Annotated in this window: 18 protein-coding genes, 1 tRNA gene and 1 pseudogene; 4 read left to right on the top strand and 16 right to left on the bottom strand. The window is 73.7% G+C overall.

Annotated features, from left to right (window positions below; genetic code table 11):
• Nucleotides 1-26 precede the first annotated feature (26 nt).
• Genes AC4H2S_RS03865 through AC4H2S_RS03855 form a run of 3 tightly spaced genes read right to left on the bottom strand, consistent with a single transcriptional unit; the run spans nucleotide 27 to nucleotide 1,572 of the window.
• A complete protein-coding gene (locus AC4H2S_RS03865) occupies nucleotides 27-884 on the bottom strand; it encodes a hypothetical protein (RefSeq protein ID WP_491495634.1) in 858 nt (285 codons plus the stop codon).
• Nucleotides 881-1,195: a type VII secretion target gene (locus AC4H2S_RS03860; protein WP_491495633.1), complete on the bottom strand. Its 315-nt coding sequence runs from the start codon at nucleotides 1,193-1,195 to the stop codon at nucleotides 881-883. The genes AC4H2S_RS03865 and AC4H2S_RS03860 overlap by 4 nt, the downstream gene beginning before the upstream one ends.
• Nucleotides 1,192-1,572, bottom strand: a complete 381-nt coding sequence (locus AC4H2S_RS03855) for a YbaB/EbfC family nucleoid-associated protein (protein ID WP_491495632.1) — start codon at nucleotides 1,570-1,572, stop codon at nucleotides 1,192-1,194. Before AC4H2S_RS03855 ends, AC4H2S_RS03860 begins: the two co-directional genes overlap by 4 nt.
• A gap of 62 nt (nucleotides 1,573-1,634) precedes the next feature.
• On the opposite strand from AC4H2S_RS03855, the gene AC4H2S_RS03850 reads away from it, so the two are divergent.
• Complete coding sequence (locus AC4H2S_RS03850) at nucleotides 1,635-2,198, top strand: hypothetical protein (RefSeq protein WP_491495631.1); 564 nt, start codon at nucleotides 1,635-1,637, stop codon at nucleotides 2,196-2,198.
• Nucleotides 2,199-2,287: 89 nt separating this feature from the next.
• Here the strand turns inward: AC4H2S_RS03850 and AC4H2S_RS03845 are convergent, their stop codons facing one another.
• The 13 genes and pseudogenes from AC4H2S_RS03845 to selD all read right to left on the bottom strand — a co-directional run bounded on the left by AC4H2S_RS03845 (nucleotide 2,288) and on the right by selD (nucleotide 18,468).
• Nucleotides 2,288-3,295: an SGNH/GDSL hydrolase family protein gene (locus tag AC4H2S_RS03845; RefSeq protein ID WP_491495630.1), complete on the bottom strand. Its 1,008-nt coding sequence runs from the start codon at nucleotides 3,293-3,295 to the stop codon at nucleotides 2,288-2,290.
• Nucleotides 3,296-3,423: 128 nt separating this feature from the next.
• Nucleotides 3,424-4,227: a 2-phosphosulfolactate phosphatase gene (locus AC4H2S_RS03840; protein ID WP_491495629.1), complete on the bottom strand. Its 804-nt coding sequence runs from the start codon at nucleotides 4,225-4,227 to the stop codon at nucleotides 3,424-3,426.
• Between the two features lie 61 nt (nucleotides 4,228-4,288).
• Entirely contained in the window at nucleotides 4,289-4,747 is a 459-nt protein-coding gene (locus AC4H2S_RS03835) for a universal stress protein (RefSeq protein ID WP_491495628.1), read from the bottom strand.
• A gap of 59 nt (nucleotides 4,748-4,806) precedes the next feature.
• Nucleotides 4,807-6,750: a M13 family metallopeptidase gene (locus AC4H2S_RS03830; protein WP_491495627.1), complete on the bottom strand. Its 1,944-nt coding sequence runs from the start codon at nucleotides 6,748-6,750 to the stop codon at nucleotides 4,807-4,809.
• Between the two features lie 261 nt (nucleotides 6,751-7,011).
• Nucleotides 7,012-7,989: an NADPH:quinone oxidoreductase family protein gene (locus AC4H2S_RS03825; RefSeq protein WP_491495626.1), complete on the bottom strand. Its 978-nt coding sequence runs from the start codon at nucleotides 7,987-7,989 to the stop codon at nucleotides 7,012-7,014.
• A gap of 21 nt (nucleotides 7,990-8,010) precedes the next feature.
• A complete protein-coding gene (locus tag AC4H2S_RS03820; protein ID WP_491495625.1) occupies nucleotides 8,011-9,231 on the bottom strand; it encodes a M15 family metallopeptidase in 1,221 nt (406 codons plus the stop codon).
• A gap of 9 nt (nucleotides 9,232-9,240) precedes the next feature.
• A complete protein-coding gene (locus AC4H2S_RS03815; protein ID WP_491495624.1) occupies nucleotides 9,241-10,629 on the bottom strand; it encodes an MFS transporter in 1,389 nt (462 codons plus the stop codon).
• Between the two features lie 71 nt (nucleotides 10,630-10,700).
• On the bottom strand, nucleotides 10,701-11,987 hold the full coding sequence (locus tag AC4H2S_RS03810; protein ID WP_491495623.1) for an L-lactate MFS transporter: 1,287 nt from the start codon (nucleotides 11,985-11,987) through the stop codon (nucleotides 10,701-10,703).
• A gap of 57 nt (nucleotides 11,988-12,044) precedes the next feature.
• Nucleotides 12,045-13,085: an NrfD/PsrC family molybdoenzyme membrane anchor subunit gene (gene nrfD, locus AC4H2S_RS03805; RefSeq protein ID WP_491495622.1), complete on the bottom strand. Its 1,041-nt coding sequence runs from the start codon at nucleotides 13,083-13,085 to the stop codon at nucleotides 12,045-12,047.
• The gene (locus AC4H2S_RS03800; RefSeq protein ID WP_491495621.1) at nucleotides 13,082-13,990 is read right to left on the bottom strand and encodes a 4Fe-4S dicluster domain-containing protein; all 909 of its coding nucleotides are present in this window, start codon (nucleotides 13,988-13,990) and stop codon (nucleotides 13,082-13,084) included. Before AC4H2S_RS03800 ends, nrfD begins: the two co-directional genes overlap by 4 nt.
• Nucleotides 13,987-16,785, bottom strand: a pseudogene (gene fdh, locus AC4H2S_RS03795) (formate dehydrogenase); the annotation flags it as partial. The pseudogene fdh and the gene AC4H2S_RS03800, both read right to left, overlap by 4 nt.
• A gap of 12 nt (nucleotides 16,786-16,797) precedes the next feature.
• Complete coding sequence (locus AC4H2S_RS03790) at nucleotides 16,798-17,367, bottom strand: hypothetical protein (protein ID WP_491495620.1); 570 nt, start codon at nucleotides 17,365-17,367, stop codon at nucleotides 16,798-16,800.
• 78 nt (nucleotides 17,368-17,445) lie between these two features.
• The gene (gene selD / locus AC4H2S_RS03785; RefSeq protein WP_491495619.1) at nucleotides 17,446-18,468 is read right to left on the bottom strand and encodes a selenide, water dikinase SelD; all 1,023 of its coding nucleotides are present in this window, start codon (nucleotides 18,466-18,468) and stop codon (nucleotides 17,446-17,448) included.
• A 96-nt stretch (nucleotides 18,469-18,564) separates the two neighbouring features.
• Here selD and AC4H2S_RS03780 point away from each other — a divergent pair.
• From AC4H2S_RS03780 to selB, 3 genes are all read left to right on the top strand, one after another.
• Nucleotides 18,565-18,659: transfer RNA gene (locus AC4H2S_RS03780), tRNA-Sec, on the top strand.
• Between the two features lie 34 nt (nucleotides 18,660-18,693).
• A complete protein-coding gene (gene selA, locus AC4H2S_RS03775) occupies nucleotides 18,694-20,034 on the top strand; it encodes an L-seryl-tRNA(Sec) selenium transferase (protein WP_491495618.1) in 1,341 nt (446 codons plus the stop codon).
• A complete protein-coding gene (gene selB / locus AC4H2S_RS03770) occupies nucleotides 20,034-21,806 on the top strand; it encodes a selenocysteine-specific translation elongation factor (protein WP_491495617.1) in 1,773 nt (590 codons plus the stop codon). Before selA ends, selB begins: the two co-directional genes overlap by 1 nt.
• Nucleotides 21,807-21,841: the final 35 nt, after the last annotated feature.

The following is a 21,841-nucleotide window of genomic DNA, read 5'->3' as shown; positions in this document are numbered from 1 at the left end:
CCGCCACCGACGCTGCGCACGGCGCCTCAGGCAGTTTGTGGATCGCGGTAGTTGTCGAGCTGGGTGGTCGACTTGATCAGCTGCTGGAGCGCGGTGAGCTCGGTCGCGTTCATCTCCGAGGCGTAGCGCGAGGCCTTCGCCAGGGCGGTCGAGGCCTTCTCCAGCGCCGGGGAGATGTCGGCGACGAGGTCGGCGAACTTGTCGAGCGACTTGGCCAGGTCGGTCATCAGCGTCCGGGTCCTCTGGATCAGCTCGCGCGCCTTGTTGGCCGCCGTGGTGATCGCGTGCGGGGCCGCGATGCCGAGGGTGGCCGCGGCCTCGCCGAGCAGCTTGATGATCTGGCCGATCGCGTCGGACATGATCTGCACGATGAACTCGCGGACACCGGCGAGCACCGTGCCCCCGAGGGCGACGCCGGCGCCGACCCCGGTGCAGACGTTGCCCATGCCGCGCACGAGCGACTCCTCGGCCTCGGCGAACTCACGGTAGGCGTCCATCGTCATGCCACGCAGGCCGCTGAGGTCGCCGGCGACGGCGCCGCGGTAGTCGTCTGCCAGGCCGCGGAGGTGGCCGGCGCAGTTCTCCCAGGTCTGAGCGAAGGACTGGATGGTGGCGGGATCGCCGAGCAGCTCGTCGAGGGCGTCCTGCACCGGGCCGATGTGGGAGATGAGCCAGCCGGCGAACATCGACCCGAGGGTGCCGATCGGGTCGATGACCGCGCCGACGACGTCGATGCCGGCGCTGAGCCCGTTGACCGAGCCCTCGATCCAGTCACCGCGTCCGAAGGCCTCGGCGGAGTCGGCGGCCCCGTCGATCATCTTCAGGCCGTTGGTCATGTCGTTGAAGCCGGGGTTGCGGTCGACGAGGGCGACCAGGTCGTTCACGACAGTGCCTTCTGGATCGTCTCGTTGAGCTCAGCGACCTTCTCGTCGACCAGCTCGAACAGGTCGGCCGCCGACCGCATGCCCGTGGCAGTAGCCGACAGGGAGTCGCTCGCGGCGCGGGTGGCGCCGACGCCGGCGACCTCGAGCGGCGCGATCAGCGGGTAGACCAGCGCGGCGCCGATCTTGCCGAAGGTGTTGGGGTGGAAGGAGACCGAGTCGGCGGCCTGCACGGCCCTGTCGGCCCGGCCCTTGAGGTGGTCGACCTTGCCCGCGTGGCTCCGCATCGCGGCGAGGCTGACGTCGATGCTCATCGTTGGTACTCCTCGTAGCCGAACGTGTTGCGGTAGGACTGCGTGATCGTCGACGCCGCCGCGACGTCGGGACCGTAGATCTCGCGGGCGGCCTGCTCGACCTCGAAGCTCAGCCGGCGCTTGGCCTGCGAGTGGGCCTCGAGCACGCTGTGCGCGAGCCGGGCGGGGTCCTGACCGGCGAACGAGTCGTCGAAGCGCAGGTCGACCATCTGGCCGTTGCCGTCGACGACGACGGTGACGACGCGGTCGGTCGACACGCCCTCCACACGCATCCGTTCGGTGGTCGCGGCCAGGGCCTGGGCCTGGTCCAGTCGGGCCTCGGCGGCGTCGAACGAGTCGTTCATCGCCGCCAGATAGGCATCGAGCCGTGAGCTCATCAGCAGTCCTCCTGGGATGTCGTCGTGCGTAGGACGTCTTCCCCGCCCTACTGTGGGCAAACATGGAGAGCCCGCCCGGTGCATCGTCGCCGGCCACCGTCCTCACCCCCCGACCGCTGGTGCTCCGCCTGGCGATCGGGGTGCTGGTCGTCGGAATCATGCTCGCCGCGGCCACGTGGGCAGAAGGTGGGGACCAGCGCGCGCTGCTCACCGTCGCGATCCTCGTGGCGATGGTGGTCCTGCCAGCGTGGGCGATCTGGTGGGCGCGGGGTCGCACGATCCTGGTCCGCTCGGACCGCGTCGTCGTACGCCGGGGCGAGCGCGAGGTGCGTACGTTCGCCTTCGACGACCTGACCGAGGTCCGCCCAGGGGTGGACGGCTCGGCGGGCGGGGCCACTCCCGAGTTCTGGAACAAGTCGGTGACCCTCCTCGGTCGGACCACCGCGGGCAGGCGGCGCGGCCTGAAGGTCACGGCGCAGACCGTCGAGAGCATCGACCCCCTGCTGCTCGCGCTGGCGCCGGTGGTCGCGCGGCGCCCGGACCTCCTGCCGCACGAAGTGCACCGCGCCCTGTTCGAGGAGTACGTCCGCGACCTCCGCTCGGGCCGTGGCCGCCAGCGCGGCTGAGGCGGGCCCGCAGCCGCTCCTCGAGGCGCTCGGGCCGGTCGCACGGGACCGGTCCGAGCTGTCCTCGAGTCGGCGACCCGGGCTCGGGCTCAGCGGGCGCTGCGAGCGAGGAACCGGTCGAGGTCGACGCCGGCGCGGCGGGCCGCCTTGCGTGCCTCGGGCGTCGTCAGGTCGGGAGCGACGAACCCCTCGGGCTCGATGGTGCTGTCGGCGGCGGCGTACTGCCGCTGCAGGGCGGCCTGCGCGTCGGCGCCCGCGGCCGCGGCGGCGGCCACCTCGGCCGTGACGGCCACGGCGGCCCCGGTCAGCAGCGGGCTGACCACCGGGGTGTAGCCCGAGGCGTGACCGGAGACCTTGGGGTGGTAGCTCTCGCTGATCGGGTTGGACAGCCCGTTGATCCACTCGGCGTCGTCGCACACGGCGTGGCCGACGAAGCGGCTCGTCGGGTCGGCGAAGGAGAAGCCGGCGGCCGACGCGGCGGCGGCGAGGCGGCTGTTGAGCAGGTCGGCGGTCTGGTTGAGCCGGGCCTCCTCCGCCGGGGAGAACCAGGTCAGCGCGTTGCAGTCCTCGCCGTTGAAGATGCGCGGGTAGCCGACGACCACGACCTTGGCCTGGGGCGCGCGGCTGCGGATGCCGGCGTAGAGGGTCGTGAGCCGCGAGGGCAGGGTGGAGGTGATGAACGACTGCGCTCCGTTGATCGCGCGGTCGCAGCTGCTGAGCCAGCCCGGCAGGGCGCACTCGGTCAGCACGCTGGCGAACCCGGCGTCGTTGCCGCCGACCGACACCGAGACGTAGGCGGTGCTCGCGGGGAGGGCGGGGAGCTGGGTGGAGGTGACGTCGGGGATGGTCGCGCCGGAGCAGGCGCGGAAGTTGAGCGCGTAGCCGCGGGCGGCCGCGATCAGGCTCGGGTAGGCCGACGTGGAGCGCTGGCAGCTGGAGCCGTCGGCGATGTAGGAGCGGGTGCCGGTGCCCGAGGAGTAGGAGTCGCCGAGGGCGACGTAGCCGGGCGCAGCGGCCTGGGCGGGCAGGGCCAGGAGCGGGGTGAGCAGGCCGGCGAGTGCTGTGCCGAGCACCGCGAGGCGGGACGAGGGGTTCATCTGTGTCCTCCGAGATAGGTGCCACCCGAGTGTGGCCCTCATCACACTAGGGACGCCCGTCCCCCTCGACCAGACCGAACGGTCGCCGAACGCGCTCGGGAGACGCCGACCGGATGCGCCGGCCGGCGTCAGTCGCCCACGCGGCGCAGCCGGGCGCCCGGGGGCGGCGGCGTGGCCGTGGCGTCGCGGAACGACTCGCCGACCAGCTCCGGCACGACCTCGCTGGCGTCGTGCTGCGCGGCGATCTCCACGTCGGCGACGAACCCCACCTCGGTCAGCTCCCGCCCGCCCGCGCAGAGGAGCAGGTCGTGCGGCAGCACCGCCGCCTGCCAGGCGGCCATCGCCATCCGGGCCTCCGGGCTGGCCCCGGCCTCCGCCTCCTGGTCGAGCGCGGTGAGCACCGCGCCGGCGCCCCACAGGTCCTCGGCGGCCGGGCGGAGGGTGTCGTCGTACCACCGCTCCCCTGCCGGTACGACGACCACGCTGGCGCCGTCGGCGACCTTGGGCGCGAGCCACCGGGCGACCGCGCCGGCGTTGCGCAGGCAGGCGCCGACGACCTTGGCGCCGGACTCGGCGAGCGAGAACGCGATGGTCGAGCCGTTGGGCGAGGGCAGCACGAGCCTCTCGACGCCCTCGACCTCGGCGAGCCCGGCGGGCGAGAGGGAGACGTGGCGGGCGTCGCCGCGCGACAGCGCCTCGAACCGGCCGACGGCGAGCGTCGCCCCGTGCCGCATCGCGTGCTCGGCGGCGCGGGAGTCCTTCCAGCGGAAGGGGAAGACCTCGATGCCGCGCTCGAGCGCGACGGTGAGGGTGGTGGTGAAGGAGAGCACGTCGACGACGACCGCGTAGTCGGCGGGCACGGCCTCGGCACCCGTCGGGCCCCACTCCATGCGGAGCCGGTAGGTCGACTGGTCGTGTCCGGGCAGCGTCACCCGCCTCATTCAACAGCCCCGGCGGCTCGCGCGCAGCACGGCCCGCCCGAGTCGGCCGCGATCAGTCGGGGACGTTGGGCACGACGAGCACCGGGACGCGCGAGGCCCGGACGACCTGTGCGGCGGTCGAGCCGAACCGCAGGCCGGCGAACCCGCCCGCGCCGCGGGTGCCGACGACCAGCATCTCCGCGTCGGCGGCCGCCGCGACGAGCCGCTCGGTGGCCTGGCCACGCAGGGCGTAGAGCTGCACGTCGACGTCGTCGGGGATCCCGGCCGCCGTGCAGTCGTCCTCCAGGTCGGCGATGACCGCGCGCTCGAACTCGGCGAAGGGCGGCACGTAGCCGCCCACCATCGAGTCGGGCCGCGGCGCCGTCGTCACGCTCCACACGCGGATGACGTGCAGCGTGACGCCGAGCCGTCGGGCCAGGTCGGCGGCCCGCCGCACGACGGTGGTCCCCACCCGCGACCCGTCGTGGCCGACGACGATCCCGCCAGTGATGTCAGCGCTCTTGCTCACCATGGCGTCATCGTAGGGACGCGGGCGGGCGGCACGTCAGGGCCGAAGGTCCCCTCGCCCGGTCACCAGATGCGGACGCGACGCTCCGGGTCGAGCCACAGCCCGTCGTCGGGGCCGGTCTCGAAGACCTCGTGGAACTCGTCGAGGTTGCGCACGATGTTGGCGCGGAACTCGGCCGGGCTGTGCGGGTCGATGGTGAGGTACTGGAGCTCCTGCTCCTTGCGCCGCTTGGTGCGCCAGACGTGGGCCCAGTTGAGGAACAGGTCGCGCCGGTCATCCATCGACGCCTCGCCGCCCTGGCTGATCACGAACGCCTTGTGGGCGATGGTCAGCCCGCCGAGGTCGCCGATGTTCTCGCCGACGGTGAGGCTGCCGTTGACGTGCTCGCCGGGCAGGTTGCGCGGCTCGAAGGCGTCGTACTGCGCGATCAGCGCCTGCGACTTGGCCTCGAAGGCGGCCTTGTCGTCGGCGGTCCACCAGTCCTGGAGGTTGCCGTCGCCGTCGTACTGGGCGCCCTGGTCGTCGAAGCCGTGCCCGATCTCGTGGCCGATGACCGCGCCGATGCCGCCGTAGTTCTCGGCGTCGGTGGCGTCGGGGCTGAAGAACGGCGGCTGCAGGATGGCGGCCGGGAAGCAGATCTCGTTGGTGCCGGGGTGGTAGTAGGCGTTGACCGTCTGGGGCAGCATCAGCCACTCGTCGCGGTCGACCGGCTGGCCGACCTTCTCCAGCTGGCGGTCGGTCTCGAACGCCGACGCCGACGCCACGTTGCCCAGCAGGTCGTCGGCGGAGACCGTGAGGGTGGAGTAGTCGCGGAACTCCGTCGGGTAGCCGATCTTGGGGTAGAAGCGGTCGAGCTTGTCGTAGGCCTTCTTCTTGGTGTCCTCGCCCATCCAGTCGAGCGCCTCGATGGAGCGGCGGTAGGCGGTGACGAGGTTGGCGACCAGCTCGTCCATCATCTGCTTGGACCGCGGCGGGAAGTGGCGCTCGACGTAGACCTTGCCGACCGCCTCGCCGATGGCGCCCTCGACGAAGTCGACGCCACGCTTCCAGCGAGCGCGCAGCTCCGGGGTGCCGTTGAGGGTGCGGCCGTAGAAGTCGAAGTTGGCCTCGACGAACGGGTCGGGCAGGTAGGCCGCCGAGCTGCGCACCACGCGCACGTGGAGGATGTCGCGCCAGGTCTCGATCGGCGTCTCCTCCAGCACGGTCGAGAGGTGGGAGAAGAAGTCCGGCTGCATCACGATCGAGCGCCGCAGCATCTCCTCGGTGCCGCCGAGGCCGGTGATCCAGGTGACCCAGTCGAAGGCGGGGCTGAGCTCGCGCAGCTCGTCGAGGCTCTTGTGGTTGGTGGTCTTCTGCACGTCGCGCGTCTCGGCGGCCTCCCAGTGACCCTCGGCGAGCCGGGTCTCGTAGGCCAGCACGCGCGCGGCCGCACCGGCCGGGTCGTCGTGCTCGCTGAGCTCCAGCAGCGTGGTGAGGTAGGCGAGGTACTTCTCGCGGATCTCGGCGAACTTGTCGTCGCGGTAGTAGGACTCGTCGGGCAGGCCGAGGCCGCCCTGCGCGAGGTAGACGATGTTGCGCGAGGCGTCGCCGCGGTCGGGGGTGATGTAGGAGCCGAACACGCCGGGGCCGCCGATGCGCTCGTACGCGCCGAGGAAGGCCGCGAGCTCGGTGAGGTCGGCGACCCGGTGGGCGCGCTCGAGCAGGCCGCGGATCGGGTCGAGGCCCTTCGCGGCGATCGTCTCGGTGTCCATGAAGGAGGCGTAGAGCTGGCCGATCTTGCGCTCGTCGTCGTCGAGCTGGTCGGCGGGGCGCTCGGCGAGCTCGGTGATGATGTCGCGCACCTGCTGCTCGGCGGCGTCGGCGAGCGCGATGAAGGCGCCCCAGCTCGACTTGTCGGCGGGGATCTCCGTCTCGTCGAGCCACCGGCCGTTGACGTGGCCGAAGAGGTCGTCCTGCGGGCGGATGTCGAGGTTCATGCCGTCGCGGGCGGCGTCGAGGATTGTCACGTCGCGACCCTAACCCCGTCGGCCCAGCGCCGGACGCAGCAGAGGGCCCCTGTGGAGGAGCGGCGGACGGCCCGACCGGCGTCGCGCCCGGCATCGGCCCCCCGGTCGGCCCCTCTGCTCGCTCGCTCGTTCGGCCGGGCTCAAGCGGTCACAGCCCCGCTCAACACGTCGGATCCGACGTGTTGAGCGAGGCCCTCACCGCTTGAGCTGCCGCGTCAGCGGCCCTGCTGGAGCTGGGTCCAGGTCTGCGCGGCGGGGCCCTCAGCGCACCCGCACGACCGACTTGCCGAGGGTGCGCCGCTCGTCCATGTCGACCAGCGCCTGCCCGAAGCCGGACAGGTCGTAGGTCGCCCCGATCGGCGGGCGCACCACGCCGGACTCGATCATTGGCAGGAGCCGGTGCCACTGCTTCTGCATGTACCCCGGGCGCGCCATCGCGTAGGCGCCCCAGCCGACGCCGCGGACGTCGGTGTTGCCGAGCAGCAGCCGGTTGACCTTCACCTGCGGGATGCCCTGCCCGGCGGCGAACCCGACGACGAGGACGCGTCCCTGCTCGGCGAGGCAGCGCAGCGAGTCGGTGAACGCGTCGCCGCCCACCACGTCGAGGACCACGTCGACGCCCCGGCCGCCGGTGAGCTCGCGCACCGCGTCCTTGAAGTCCGGGCCGACGACGACCTCGTCGGCGCCCGCCGCGCGGGCGAAGTCGGCCTTCTCCTGGGTGCTGACCACCGCGATCGTGCGGGCGCCGAGGCCCCGGGCGACCTGCAGGGTCGCGGTGCCGACCCCGCCGGCGGCGCCGTGCACCAGCACGGTCTCGCCCTCGCGCAGCCCGCCGCGCTCCTCGAGCGCGAACAGGGCGGTGAGGTAGTTCATCGGCAGCGCCGCGCCCTCGTCGTACGACATCGCGTCGGGCAGGGCGAACGTGAAGATCGCCGGATTGGCGACCTGCTCGGCGGCGCCGCCGTTGAGGTTGACCCCCGCGACCCGCTGGCCGACCGTGAACCCGCTCGACTCCGGGGAGCCCGGGTCGAGGACGACACCCGCGAAGTCGACGCCGAGGGTGAACGGTGGCTCGGGCTTGAACTGGTACTCCCCACGGCTCAGGAGCAGGTCGGGGAACGCGACGCCGACGCTGTGCACCTCCACCAGCACGTCGTCGCGGCCCGGGACCGGCGGGTCGACCTCACGGACCTCGACGTCGGCGGGACCGGTGGGCGTGACGACCTGGACTGCGCGCATGCGCCGACCCTAGTCAGGTGCTCACCCGACCCGCTTCACCTCGGCGAGCTCGAAGTGCATCGGGTCGGTCCAGCGCCAGTCGCCGCCCCACGCGAATCCCCACGTCTTGAAGATCGCCACCACGTCGCGGTCGATCTCGCCGACGGTCCCGCGCTGGTTGCCGGCGGTGTTGAGGTCGAGGGCGAGGCCGAAGGAGTGGTTGGACAGCGTGGTGGTGTCGGCGATGAAGCGCGGGTAGTAGCACCCGGCGTACTGGCGCGGGTCGATCTCGTCGGCCAGCCCGCGCTGCTCGACCTCCAGGAGGGCGGCGCGCAGCTGGGGGAAGAGGTCCTTGTGGCAGGTGACGCTGCCGAGGATCGGCACGGACTCGGTGCGGATGTGGGCGGCGACCCAGGCGGGCTCCGGGGCGATCCGGCCGCCGCCGAGCACCTGGTAGCGGAAGGTGCCCACGACGCTGCCCAGCGTGCCGCCGGCGGGCACCGCGGTGAGCCTGGCGTCGGGGTCTAGGCCGAGCCGGGAGGCCACGTCGAGCATCTGCACCGAGGCGTCCTTGCCGACCAGCCGCTCCAGCGGCTTGCGGATGCTGGCGGGGGCGACGGCGTCGGTGGAGATGAGCAGCCCGTTGTCGGTGTCCATCCCGATGTCGTCGGCCCACGCGGTGTTGACGACCATGTCGATGGTCGGCAGCTGCGGGGTGTACGCGCCGACGTGCAGGGTCGGCGCGTCGTCGCCGGCGCCGAGCCGCACCATCCCCGTCTCGGGGTCGGCCAGCCGCGTGGCGACCGTGCGGTCGATGGCCAGCTCGCCCCCGGCGACGCGGTCCCAGGCCTCCTGGAGGTCGGCGACCTCGGCCTGCGTGAAGTGCCGGTAGGCGCCCGGGTCGACGGCGGCGACGGTGAGGACGCGGTTCTCCAAGCTCACCTGGCCCAGGCCGATGCGCTCAGTGTGCGCGACGCCGCGCAGGTCCTCGATCCGCTCGAGCAGCGCGTCGTCGATGGGCTTGTCCCACTGCACGAGGACGTCGGCGCTCCACAGCCGTCCGTCGCGCTCGCCGGGCGGCTCGACCGCGTGGTCGGGATCGGCCACGGTCGGGGTCGTGGCCGACGCGGTCGGATCGGGGGTGGAGGCGGGCGCCGGGTCGGGACGCTCGCGTGCGGCGGGCTCGCTGCAGGCCGCCAGGCCCGCCGGCCCCGCCAGCAGGGCGAGCGTCGCCACGGCCGCCACCCGTCGTCGTCCGCGCACACCTCGACCCTAGGCAGGAGGTGTCTGGACGCGGCGGGGGATGGTGACCCATGAGACGAGGCCGCCCAGGGCGAGCAGCGCCGCGCACGCGAGCATCGCGGTGCCGTACGCCGAGTCGAACCGGGCGGGGTCGCGGTAGTCGTCGCCGGCCAGGCCGACGGCCATGGGCAGCGCGGCGACGGCCAGCAGCGACCCGGCCCGCGCGACGGCGTTGTTGATGCCGCTGGCGATGCCGGCCACCTCGTCGGGCGCGGCCGCCAGGACGGTGGCCGTCAGCGGGGCGACCATCAGGGCCAGGCCGACGCCGAAGACCGTGAGGCCGGGCGCGACGTCGCGCCACCACGTGACCCCCGGCCCGACGAGCATCAGCAACAGCGTCCCGGCCGCCATCACCAGCGGGCCGAACGTCATCGGGATGCGCGGCCCGATCCGCTCGCCCAGCGCACCGCCGCGGGCCGCGAGCAGCAGCATGCACAGCGTGATCGGGAGCGTGGCGAGGCCGGCCTCGAGCGCGGTGTAGCCGCCCACGGTCTGCAGCTGGAGCACCAGGAAGAACAGGACGGCGCCGAGCGCGGCGTAGACGAGCAGCGTCATCAGGTTGGCGGCGCTGAAGGTGCGGTCGCCGAACAGCCCGAGCGGCACCATCGGCGCGCGGGTGCGCCGCTCCACCACGACGAAGGCCGCGGCCGCGGCGATCCCGCCCCCGGCCGCCCAGATCGTCGCGGGCCCGCCCGCGTCGGTCAGCGCCCACGTGACGCCGGCCAGGGCGAGGGAGGCGAGGGTCGCGCCGGTGAGGTCGAAGCGGCCGTGCGCGCGCGGGTCGCGCGTCTCGGGCACCCACCGCAGGGCCAGCCACACCGTCAGCACGGCCAGCGGGAGGTTGATCAGGAAGATCCACCGCCACGACGCGTGGTCGATCAGCAGGCCGCCGACCAGCGGCCCGATCGCGGACGCGATCCCGCCGAGGCCCGACCAGGCACCGATCGCCCGGCTGCGGTCCTCGGACCGGAACGCCCCCTGGATCATCGCGAGGCTGCCCGGGGTCAGCAGGGCGCCGCCGACGCCCTGGAGCACCCGGGCCGCGATCAGCACCTCCGCGGTCGGGGCGAGCCCGCACAGCAGGGAGGCCAGCGCGAACCACACCGTGCCGATGACGAAGACCCGCCGCCGGCCGAGGCGGTCGCCGAGCGAGCCGCCCAGCAGGATCAGCGAGGCGAGGGAGAGGAAGTAGCCGTTGGTGATCCACTGCAGCTGCGCCAGCGAGGCGTCGAGGTCGGCGCCCATCGACCGCAGGGCCACGTTGACCACGGTGCCGTCGAGCAGGGTCAGCCCGGAGCCCAGGGTCGCGGCGGCCACCACGCCGCGCGCGGTCGGCGTGCCCCAGACGACTCCGCTCATCGGCTCACCCACGCGCTCAGTCGCGCAGCACCCGGGGCGACGTCATGGCCATGAGCCGAGTGTGGCAGGACTCAGTCGTGCTCGGCGTGGCGACCTTCGGGCACCTTGGTGACGAACGTGAGGGCGACGGAGGCGAGCGCGACGATCCCGATGGTCGTGTAGGCCAGGGTGTAGGCCTTGTCCTCGCCGATGAGCGCCGAGGCGAGCACGGGCCCGATCACCCCGCCCAGGCTCCAGCCGACGAGCATCAGGCCGTAGATCGCGCCGGCGTTGCGCACGCCGAAGAAGTCGCCGGCGGTCGCGGGCATCGTGCCGAAGGTGCCGCCGTAGCAGAGGTAGATCACCGCAGCGAGGACGGAGAAGAGCGCCACGCTCCCGGCGTGCGGCAGCACGATCAGGCAGGCGCCCTGCAGCGCGAGGATGGCGGCGAAGGTCCTCATCCGCCCGATCCGGTCGGAGATGCCGGCCCACACGATGCGGCCCGCGCCGTTGAAGATCGCCAGCACGCCCACCAGCGTCGCGGCGCCGGTGACGCTGACGCCGGCGATGTCGGTCGCGCTGAGCTTGGCCTGCGAGATGAGCGAGATGCCGGCGCTGACGCTGAGGGTGAGGATCGCGGTGAGCAGGTACCACTGCGGAGTGCGCAGTGCCTCGCCCTGGGTGTAGTCGCGGCCCGTGCCGGCGGCCGCGCCGCCGGTCGTCTCCATGCCGGGGACGACGTAGTCGGCGGGCGGGTTGCGGAAGATCGAGGCGCCCACCAGCGACATCACCAGGTAGGCGATGCCGAGCGGGATGAACGCCCCGGTCGGGTCGTCGGGGTCGCGGTCGATGAGCCACTGGGCGACCGGCGAGGTGAGCACGGCCCCGAAGCCGAAGCCGCCGACCGCCAGCCCGGTGATCAGCCCGGTCTTGTCGGGGAACCACTTCTGCAGCATGGCGATGGGCACGATGTAGGCGAAGCCGAGGCCGAAGCCGCTGATGACGCCGTAGCCGAGGATCAGCAGCCAGTAGTCGTCGGAGCCGTTGGTGAGCCCCGCCAGCAGGATGCCGATGCCGTAGACGACACCGCCCGCCAGCGCCACGACGCGCGGCCCCCGGGCGTCCTGGAGCCGGCCGCCGAGATAGCTGCCGATGAAGATCATGCCGATGGTGACGGTGAAGGGCAGCGAGGCCCGTACCTTGCTGAGCTGCCACGACTCGGCGTCCTCGAGCGCGCCCCCGAACACCGACCAGGCGTAGACCGCCCCGATCGAGAACTGCAGGAGCAGCCCGCCCCCGACCAGCAGCCAGCGGAAGCCGCCGGGTCCGGAGCGGCTCGAGGAAGCGGGATCCTGCGCTCGCGTGGGTGTCTCGTCCATCGCTGTCTCCTTCGTCCGGCCCCGGCCGTCGGTCGGCCCGAGAGGCGCCGTTCTGGCTCAGCCCTGGTGGCGCACCTGCTCGCCGCGCTCGACCCGCTCACGCTGCGGCACCACCGTGTACTTCGGGTCGTTGGCCGAGGCCAGGCCGGCCTCGTAGACGCCCATCCGGGTGCACAGCGAGCCGGCCATCAGTGCAGTGCCCGCGACGGCCGAGAGCATGCGGCTGCGCCCGCCCGCGAGCGCGCCGGCGGCGCCCGCGACGGTGAGCACCTTGCTGGCGCGCATCCACCTGCCGGCCTGGCCGGTGTGCAGCGTCTGGGCGGACAGGCCCATCGAGGCCTCCATGCGGTGGGCCATCACCAGCTCCACCGCGGCGCCGCCCACCGCGAACGCGCGGGCGGGACCGGCCTCGGCCACGGGAGCGGTGACCATGCACCAGCCACCGGACGCGGCCGCGGCGGAGCCGCAGAAGACGAAGGGGAGCTCCTCGTAGGCGGAGTGCCACGCCGGGGTGGCGGTGTCGGCGAGCAGCACCGCCGTGTACGCCGCCACCGGCGGGGCGGTGATCGCCCCCACCAGCCCGGCGGGGCGTCCCAGCCGCAGCAGCAGCCGCACCGGTCCGCGCTGCCACCGGGTCGGGAGCATGCCGACCAGCTCGGCGGCCGTGGCGAGGCCCGCGAACGGGCCGTGCAGGCTGAGGATCCAGGTGCCGACCGACATCGGGGAGGTCAGCTTGACCACGCGCAGCATGTTGAGGAACCGGCTCGGCCTGCCGAGGTCGTGGACCAGCGCGACGATGCTGAGGAGCAGGGCGATGAGCGAGCCGATCCGGCCGGCGCGCCGCAGGCCGGGGCGGTCGGTGAGGTCGGCCCCGGCGGCGAGGAGCGAGGTCCCGGCCGCGACGCCACCGGTGAAGAGGTAGTAGGCGATGTCGTGCTCCCACGGCGCCGCCTTGACGATCGGGCGGCCGTAGTAGGAGGTGAAGTCGGCCTCGGGCACCATCACCCGCTCGCCGCCGCGACGACGGCCGCGGGCACGCGAGCGACCCGGGCTGCCGCCGTGCCGGACCTGCGGGCCGGCGCCGTCGACCTCGCTCACGAGCGCCTCCGCACGAACGACAGCGCCGCGCCGATCAGCAGCGCCGTGCCCGCCATCCCCGCGCGGGTGAACATGTGCGGCAGGTCGCGGGTGGTGACGACGGGGTCGGGCGGGAGGCCGTAGACCTCCGGCTCGTCGAGCAGCAGGAACATCGCCCCGGTGCCGCCCACGCCGTCCTCGGGGTCGTTGCCGTAGAGCCGGGCGTCCATCACCCCCCGCTCGTGGAGCAGCGCCACCCGGGCGTTGGCGCGCTCGCGCAGCTCGTCCACGTCGCCGTACACGATCGACTCGGTCGGGCACGCGGCCGCGCACGCCGGGCGCTGGCCGTCGGTGAGCCGGTCGTAGCAGAGGGTGCACTTCTGGGCGATGCCCACCTTGGGGTCGCCCTCCGGGCCGCGGCGCCGGTCGATCACGCCGTAGGGGCAGGCGGCGACGCAGTAGCCGCACCCGTTGCAGATCTCGTCCTGCACCACGACCGTGCCGAACTCGCTGCGGAAGAGCGAGCCCGTGGGGCACACGTCGAGGCAGGCGGCGTGGGTGCAGTGCTTGCACACGTCGGAGGACATCAGCCACTGGAAGTCGGGCTTGGCCTCCTCGGGCACGTCGCTGGGCGGGGCGCCGACACTCGGCATGCCGAGGTCGGTGGCCGGGCGGGCGGGACGCTCGATGAACGCCACGTGGCGCCACTGGTTGGCGTTGAGGGAGTGGCTGTTGTCGTAGGAGGTGCCGAGCATCTCGAAGAGGTTCTCCGGGACGTCGTTCCACTCCTTGCACGCCACCTCGCAGGCCTTGCACCCGATGCACACGCTGGTGTCGGTGAAGAAGCCCTTGCGCTTGGGCGGATCGACGTAGCCGGCGTCGGGCGCCGGGTCGAGTGGTCCGAAGAGGCTGTTGCGGCCGATCACTGGCCCTCCTGGTCGTGCTCGTCGTCGTCGCTGGTGTCGGCGCCTGCCAGCGACCTGGCCTGCGCCCCTTCGGACGCGGTGACGATCCGCGCGTGGACGCCGTCGTCCACCCCGGCCCGCCGCGCGTAGTCGGTGACGAGCGTGCGCAGGGCCGCCCCCCTCGGCCGCCGCCCCGGGCGTACGTCGCACGTGCCGACCTTGCTCTCCTGGATGAGCACGTTGGGGTCGAGCGAGATGCCGAACAGGTCGTTGGTCGAGTCGCCGCTGACCAGCCCGCCGCTGCCCCAGTGGTAGGGCATCCAGACCTGGTGGACCGTGCGGCCCTCGACCCGCAGTGGGCGCAGCCGCTCGGTGACCAGCACCCGGCCCTCGATCGCCGAGCGGGCGGTGACCACGTGGCACCACCCCATGTGCTCGAGGCCCTGCTCGCGCGCGAGCTCGGGCGACACCTCGACGAACATCTCGGGCTGGAGCTCGGCGAGGTGCTCGAGGTAGCGGCTCATGCCGCCGGCGGTGTGGTGCTCGGTGAGCCGACTGGTGGTGAAGACGAAGGGGAAGACCTCGCTGTGCTCCTCGGGGGGAGAGGGGTTCATCCGGTTGTCGTCGCGGTCGTAGCTCTTGCGCGTGGGGTTGCCCTGCTGGCCGTAGAGCGGGTTGCGGAACGGCGACTCGACCGGCTCGTAGTGGGTCGGCATCGGGCCGTCGATGAGGCCCTGCGGGGCGTAGAGCGCACCCTTCCCGTCGCCCTGCATGATGAACGGGTCGATGCCCTCGATCGCCTCGACGCCGTCGGACCCCTCGGGCGAGCGGTAGGACGGCGGCTTGGTCTTCTCGAAGTCGGGGACGTCGTCGCCGGTCCACTCGCCGGCCTCGCCGAGTGTCGGGTCCCACCAGACGTAGGCCTTGCGCTTGCTCCACGGCCGGCCCTCGGGGTCGGCGGAGGCGCGGTTGTAGAGGATGCGGCGGTTCATCGGCCAGGCCCAGCCCCACTCGGGCGCGACGAACGACTGGTCGTGGCGCGACTTGCGGCGGTTGGCCTGGTTGACGCCGTCGGCGAAGACCCCGGTGTAGATCCAGCAGCCGCCGGCGGTGGACCCGTCGGCCTTCATCTCCCCGAAGGACGAGAGCGGGCGGCGGGTGGCGACGTCGTAGCCGTTGATCTCCTTCAGCACGGCCTCCGCGCTGGGCTCGCCCCACGCGGCAGCGCCCTCGCTGCCGAGCGCGCCCTCGTCGTGCACGGGGTAGTCCCAGGCGAGGTCGAGCACGGGCCGGTCGCGCTCGTCGGTCGAGCCCGCCAGGCGCTCGCGGACCATGCGCCCGAGGTGGAAGAAGAACCACAGCTCCGAGCGGCAGTCGCCCGGCGGGTCGACGGCCTTCTCGCGCCACTGCAGCATCCGCTGCGTCTGGGTGAAGGTGCCCTCCTTCTCGGCGTAGGACGCGGCCGGGAACAGGAAGACCTCGGTGCGGCACTCCTCGGGCACGATCTCGCCCGTCGCGACCTCGGGCCCGTCCTTCCAGAACGACGCGCTCTCGATCTCGAAGAGGTCGCGCACGACCAGCCAGTCGAGGTTGGCCATGCCGAGGCGCTGCGCGCGACCGTGGGCCGAGCCGACCGCGGGGTTCTGGCCGAGCAGGAAGTAGCCGGAGACCTTGCCGTCGATCATGTCGAGCACGGTGCGGTAGGTGCCGTGGTCGCCGGTGATCTTGGGCAGGTAGTCGAAGCAGTAGTCGTTGTCGGCGGTGGCCGCGTCGCCCCAGTAGGCCTTGAGCAGGCTCACGGTGTAGGCGTCGGCCTTGGACCAGAAGCCCTTGCTGCCGGGGTTGCGGATGCTGTCGACGTAGTCGGACAGGGTCGCGTGCTGGTCGGGGTTGGGCATCGGCAGGTAGCCGGGCAGGAGGTTGAACAGGGTGGGGATGTCGGTGGATCCCTGGATGCTCGCGTGGCCGCGCAGCGCCATCACGCCGCCTCCGGGACGACCCATGTTGCCGAGCAGCAGCTGCAGGATCGCGCCGGTGCGGATGTACTGCACGCCGACGCTGTGCTGGGTCCAGCCGACGCTGTAGACCAGCGCGGTCGTGCGCTCGCGGCCGGAGTTCTCCGTCCAGGCCCGGCACACCTCGAGGAAGTCGGCCTGGCTCACGCCGCAGGTCTGCTCGACCACCTCGGGGGTGTAGCGGGAGAAGTGGCGCTTGAGCACCTGGTAGACGCAGCGCGGGTGCTGCAGCGTCTCGTCGCGCCGCGGGTGTCCCGCCACCTGCATGCCGTGGGCCTCGTTCTGCATGCCGGCAGCGGTGTCGCTCTGCGCCTGGGTCTCCTCGGAGTCGTCGGCCTGCGCCGAGCTCTGCTCGCCCGGGCCGTCCTCGACGTCGTAGGCCCAGCTCGTCGGGTCATAGGTGCGCCTGTCGGGGTCGAAGCCGCTGAACAGCCCGTCGAGGTCGTCGGTGTCCTCGAACGCGTCGCTGACGAGCGTCGCGGCGTTGGTGTAGTTGACGACGTAGTCGCGGAAGTCGAGCTCGTTCTCCAGGACGTAGCGGACGATGCCGCCCAGGAACGCGATGTCGCTGCCGACGCGGATCGGGACGTGCTTGTCGGCCACCGCGCTGGTGCGGGTGAACCGCGGGTCGACGTGGATCACCTTCGCGCCACGCCGTTGCGCCTCCACGACCCACTGGAAGCCCACCGGGTGGGCCTCGGCCATGTTGGAGCCCTGGATGACGATGCAGTCCGCGTTGGCCAGGTCAGCCGTGAAGCCGGTGGCGCCGCCGCGTCCGAAGCTGGTCCCCAGACCGGGGACGGTGGCGGAGTGTCAAATACGCGCCTGGTTCTCGATCTGGATGGCGCCCATCGCGGTGAAGAGCTTCTTGATGAGGTAGTTCTCCTCGTTGTCGAGGGTCGCCCCTCCGAGGCTGGCGATGCCCATCGTGCGGCGCACCCGGCGGCCCTTCTCGTCGAGCTCCTGCCAGGCGTCGCGGCGCGACTTCACCACGCGGTCGGCGATCATCTCCATCGCGGTGGTGAGGTCGAGGTGCTCCCACTCGGTCGCGAAGGGACGGCGGTACTTCACCGTGGTCTCGCGCAGCTCGCTGGTCACCAGGTTCTTGCTGGCCGAGCCCTTCGGGCACAGCCGGCCGCGGTTGACCGGGCTGTCGGGGTCGCCCTCGATCTGCACGATCTGCTCGTCCTTGACGAAGATCTTCTGCCCGCAGCCGACGGCGCAGTAGGGGCACACGCTGCGCGCGACCCGGTCGGCGGTGGTGGTGCGGGGCTCGATCTCGTCGGTGGCCCGCGAGCGCACGGCCTTGCCGCGGCCGAGGAAGTCGCCGCTGACGAGCTGGCGGAGCACAGGCCACGGCAGCTGGGCACGAGACTCACCCATGGCCCTCACCTCCCGCAGTGTGTGCTGTCCCACGACCCTACGGCGCTGCCCGGGGGCCGTCCACCACCCAGAGGGCGGTCAGCGTACGACCACCGCGCGCTCGCCCGCGGCCACGACCTCGCCCACCACCGGGTGCCCGGGAAGCTCGCCCACCACGAGGAGGCCACCGGACGTCTGGGCGTCGGCGAGCAGCACCAGCTCGTCCTCGTCGACCGAGGCGTCGAGGTGGGGCCGCACCCAGTCGAGGTTGCGCCGGCTCCCGCCCGGGACGTAGCCGTCGGCGAGAGAGGCGCGCGCCCCGTCGACGTAGGGCACGGCGGCCGCGTCGATGACGGCCGTGGTGCCGCTCGCGCGCATCATCTTCATCAGGTGGCCCAGCAGGCCGAAGCCGGTCACGTCGGTCGCCGCCCTCAGGCCGGCGTCGACGGCGGCCCGGCTGGCGTCGCGGTTGAGCTGCGTCATCACCGCGACGGCCTCCTCGAACCACTCGCCGGTCGACTTGTGCCGGTTGTTGAGCACGCCGAGGCCCAGCGGCTTGGTCAGGGTCAGCGGCATGCCCGGCTGCGCCGCGTCGTTGCGCAGCAGCCGCTCGGGGTCGGCGAGACCGGTGACGGCGAGCCCGTACTTCGGCTCCGGGTCGTCGATGCTGTGCCCGCCGGCCAGGAACGCGCCCGCCTCGGTGCACGCGTCGTCACCGCCGCGCAGCACCTCCCCGGCCACGTCGAACGGGATCCGGTCGCGCGGCCAGCCGAGGAGGTTGACCGCGACGACGGGCGTGCCGCCCATCGCCCACACGTCGGACATCGCGTTGGTCGCGGCGATGCGGCCGAAGGCGTAGGGGTCGTCGACGACCGGGGTGAAGAAGTCGGCGGTCGCGATGATCGCGCGCCCGGTGCCGTCGGGAGCGGGGTCGATGCGCACGGCGGCCGCGTCGTCGCCGTGGTCGAGACCGACCAGCAGGTCGCCCGAGGCCCGGCCCCGGCCCAGCCCGCTGAGCACCCGCTCGAGCTCGCCGGGCGGGACCTTGCACGCACAGCCGCCGCCGGAGGCGTACTGGGTGAGGCGGATCGCCGGGTCGGACGTGCTCGCGCGCTGGGTCACCCGGCCAATCTAGGCACGGCCGGGTCAGGGCCGCGACCACGTGCCCGGCCTCCGGACCGTGGGCGCGGCCGCGAGGACCCGACTAGGGTGGCGCGCGGAGGCGGTTCTCGTCTGGTGACGGACGCGGTCCTCAAAACCGTTGCGACCCAGCAGCTGGGTCGGGCGGGTTCGATTCCCGTCCGCCTCCGCCACACGTGTGCCGGGTCGTCGGACGAGGAGGGGCGGGTGCCGGATCCGCGGCGGGCCACGCCCCGCACCGACCAGGTGCTCGCCGACGAGCGCCTGGTCGCCGCAGCCGGACGGCTGGGGCCCGGCCTGGTCAAGCAGGCGGTGGCCCGCGCGCAGGAGCGGTGCCGCGCGGGCGACGTCGCCCCCGAGGACGTCGCCGACGTCGCGGTGGCGTCACTGCCGGAGTCGGCGTCGAGCCTGCGGCGGGTGCTCAACGCGACCGGGGTCGTCGTGCACACCAACCTCGGGCGCGCGCCGCTGTCGGCGGCGGCCGTCGAGGCGGTGCGCACCGCCGCCGGCGCCACCGACGTCGAGCTCGACCTCGCCACCGGACGCCGCGGCCGCCGCGGTCGCGGCGCGCTGGACGCCCTCGCCGCCGCCGTTCCCGACGCGGGCGGCGTGCACGTGGTCAACAACGGTGCGGCGGCCCTCGCCCTGGTCACCCGGGTGCTGGCGCGCGGCGACGACGGGCGCGACACCGTGGTGATCGCGCGCGGCGAGCTCGTCGAGATCGGCGACGGGTTCCGCATCCCCGAGCTGATGGAGTCGGTGGGGGCGCGGCTGCGCGAGGTCGGCACCACCAACCGCGTCCACCTGCGCGACTACACGTCGGCCGTGGACGACACGACCGCGTTCGTGCTCAAGGTGCACCCCTCCAACTTCGCGGTGACCGGCTTCGCCTCCTCGGTGCCGGCCCGCGAGCTGGCCGGGATCACCCACGCCGGACGCCGGGTCCCCCTCGTCGTCGACATCGGCTCCGGCTTGCTGGCGCACCACCCCCGGCTCCCCGACGAGCCCGACGCCGCCGGGGCGCTGCGCGCGGGCGCCGACCTCGTCACCGCGTCCGGCGACAAGCTCCTCGGCGGGCCGCAGGCCGGCCTGCTCCTCGGCGAGGCGGGCCTCGTCGAGCGGCTGCGGCGCGACCCGTTCGCCCGCGCCCTGCGCGTCGACAAGCTCACCCTGGCCGCGCTGGAGGCCACGCTCGCCGGGCCGGTGCCACCCGTGCCGGCCGCGTTGGGCCGCTCGGTCGACGACCTCCGGGCCCGCGCCCGGGCGATCGTCGGCACCTGGCCCGCCGACCTGGTCGGCGCGCTCGGCGTCGAGGTCGTCGACTCCGCCGGAGCGGTCGGGGGCGGCGGCGCGCCGGGCGTCGAGCTGCCGAGCGCGGCGATCGCGCTGCCCGAGCACCTCGCGGCCCCGCTGCGCGCCGGCGACCCGCCCGTGCTGGGCAGGACGGTGCGTGGACGGCTGCTGCTCGACCTGCTCGCGCTCGACCCGGTCGACGACACCGCGCTCGCCGACGCCGTAGGCCGCGTGGCGGGCGCGGACCGGTCCTGATGCACGTCGTCGCCACCGCGGGCCACGTCGACCACGGCAAGTCCACCCTGGTGCGCGCCCTCACCGGCACCGACCCCGACCGGCTCGCGGAGGAGCAGCGGAGGGGGCTGACCATCGAGCTCGGCTACGCGTGGACGGCCTGGTCCGACCTGGGTGAGGTTGCGTTCGTCGACGTCCCGGGGCACGAGCGCTTCCTCACCACCATGCTCGCCGGCGTCGGCCCGGTCCCGGCGGCCCTGCTGGTGGTGGCGGCCGACGACCCGTGGATGCCGCAGTCGGCCGAGCACCTCGCCGCCCTCGACGCCCTGGGCGTGGCCCACGGCGTCGTCGCCGTCACCCGCAGCGACCTGGCCGATCCCGCGCCGGCCATGGCGCGCGCCGCCGCCGAGGTGGCGCGCACCAGCCTGGCCGGGGCGCCGGTCGTGGCGGTCAGCGGCCGCACCGGCAGCGGCCTCGACGACCTCCGCGGCGCGCTCGCGACCGTGCTGGGGCGGCTCCCCGTCCCGGACCCGGCTGCCGACGTGCGCCTCTGGGTGGACCGGCGGTTCACCGTGCGGGGCGCCGGGACCGTCGTCACCGGCACCCTGCCCGCCGGCACCGTGCGGGTGGGCGACACCCTGTCCGACGGTGCGCGCACCGTGCGGGTCCGCGGGCTGCAGGCCCTCGGCCGCGACGCCGACGCGGTCAGCGGCACCGCGCGGGTGGCGCTCAACCTCACCGGCGACGTCGACGGCATCGAGCGCGGGACACCGCTGACCGCCCCGGCGGCGTGGCACCACACCGAGGTGGTCGACGTACGCCTCCGGGGCGGCGACCACGGCGCGGGCCCGCCGCTCTCGCCGCAGCTGCACGTCGGGGCGGCCGACGTCGCCGTGCGCCACCGCCCGCTCGGCGACGCCGCCGACGGCATCGCCCGGCTGACGCTCGAGCGGCCGCTGCCGCTGCGCGTGGGCGACCGGATGGTGCTGCGCGACCCCGGACGCCGGGCGCTGTGGCGCGTCGACGTGCTCGACCCCGATCCGCCGCGGCTGCGCCGGCGCGGCGCGGCGACCCGACGGGCGGCCCAGCTCTCCGGCGCCGACGGCACCCCGCGGCTCGCCGACGAGCTCGCCCGCCGCGGCCTCGCCCACCGCGACCGGCTGCGGCGCATCGGCGTCGACACAGCGCCGGGCGACCACCTCGAAGCCGGGCCGTGGCTGGTCAGCCGCGCGCTCGCCGGGGCGCTCGCCGTGCGGCTCCCGGGGCTCGTGGCGGAGCACGCGCGCGCCCACCCGCTCGACCCCGACGTGCCGCTCACCGTGCTGGCCGACCGGCTCCGGCTGCCCGACCCCGGGCTCGTCGCGCCGCTCGTGCGCGCGCCGCTCCAGGTCGTCGGGGGTCGGGTCCGCTCCCCCGGGTCGGGACTCCCGGCGGCGGTCGCCGCGGCCGTCGACGTCGTACGCGGCCAGCTCGCGAGCGGGCCCTTCGCCGCCCCGACGGCCGACCGGCTGCGCGAGCTCGGTCTCGACGACCGCGCCCTCGGTGCCGCCGAGCGCGCCGGCCTGCTGTGGCGGGTGGCACCGGGCCTGGTGCTGCTGCCCGGGGCCGACCGGGACGCGGCGGCGCGGCTGGCGCGGCTCGAGCAGCCCTTCACCACCAGCGCCGCGCGCCAGGAGCTGGGGACGTCGCGGCGGGTGGTGCTGCCGCTGCTCGACCGGCTCGACCGGGCCGGGCTGACCCGGCGGCTTCCCGACGACCGTCGTGAGGTGGCCGTCCCCCCGGTCGAGCGCTGAGCCCTCGCGTCGCCCGTGGGGGTGGACACTCGGTC

Source organism: Nocardioides sp. Z13_37 (assembly GCF_058355585.1).
The sequence above is the reverse complement of the archived record's forward strand: the minus strand, read 5'-3'. Positions and strand labels throughout refer to the sequence as shown.

What these genes read in the sequence shown, in the direction of transcription:
- AC4H2S_RS03825 (WP_491495626.1), bottom strand. Translation starts at nt 7,989, where the DNA reads ATGCGCGCAGTCCAGGTCGTCACGCCCACCGGTCCCGCCGACGTCGAG.
- selB (WP_491495617.1), top strand. Translation starts at nt 20,034, where the DNA reads ATGCACGTCGTCGCCACCGCGGGCCACGTCGACCACGGCAAGTCCACC.
- AC4H2S_RS03835 (WP_491495628.1), bottom strand. Translation starts at nt 4,747, where the DNA reads ATGGTGAGCAAGAGCGCTGACATCACTGGCGGGATCGTCGTCGGCCAC.
- AC4H2S_RS03860 (WP_491495633.1), bottom strand. Translation starts at nt 1,195, where the DNA reads ATGAGCATCGACGTCAGCCTCGCCGCGATGCGGAGCCACGCGGGCAAG.
- AC4H2S_RS03790 (WP_491495620.1), bottom strand. Translation starts at nt 17,367, where the DNA reads ATGGGTGAGTCTCGTGCCCAGCTGCCGTGGCCTGTGCTCCGCCAGCTC.
- AC4H2S_RS03850 (WP_491495631.1), top strand. Translation starts at nt 1,635, where the DNA reads ATGGAGAGCCCGCCCGGTGCATCGTCGCCGGCCACCGTCCTCACCCCC.
- AC4H2S_RS03815 (WP_491495624.1), bottom strand. Translation starts at nt 10,629, where the DNA reads ATGAGCGGAGTCGTCTGGGGCACGCCGACCGCGCGCGGCGTGGTGGCC.
- AC4H2S_RS03810 (WP_491495623.1), bottom strand. Translation starts at nt 11,987, where the DNA reads ATGGACGAGACACCCACGCGAGCGCAGGATCCCGCTTCCTCGAGCCGC.
- AC4H2S_RS03845 (WP_491495630.1), bottom strand. Translation starts at nt 3,295, where the DNA reads ATGAACCCCTCGTCCCGCCTCGCGGTGCTCGGCACAGCACTCGCCGGC.
- AC4H2S_RS03855 (WP_491495632.1), bottom strand. Translation starts at nt 1,572, where the DNA reads ATGAGCTCACGGCTCGATGCCTATCTGGCGGCGATGAACGACTCGTTC.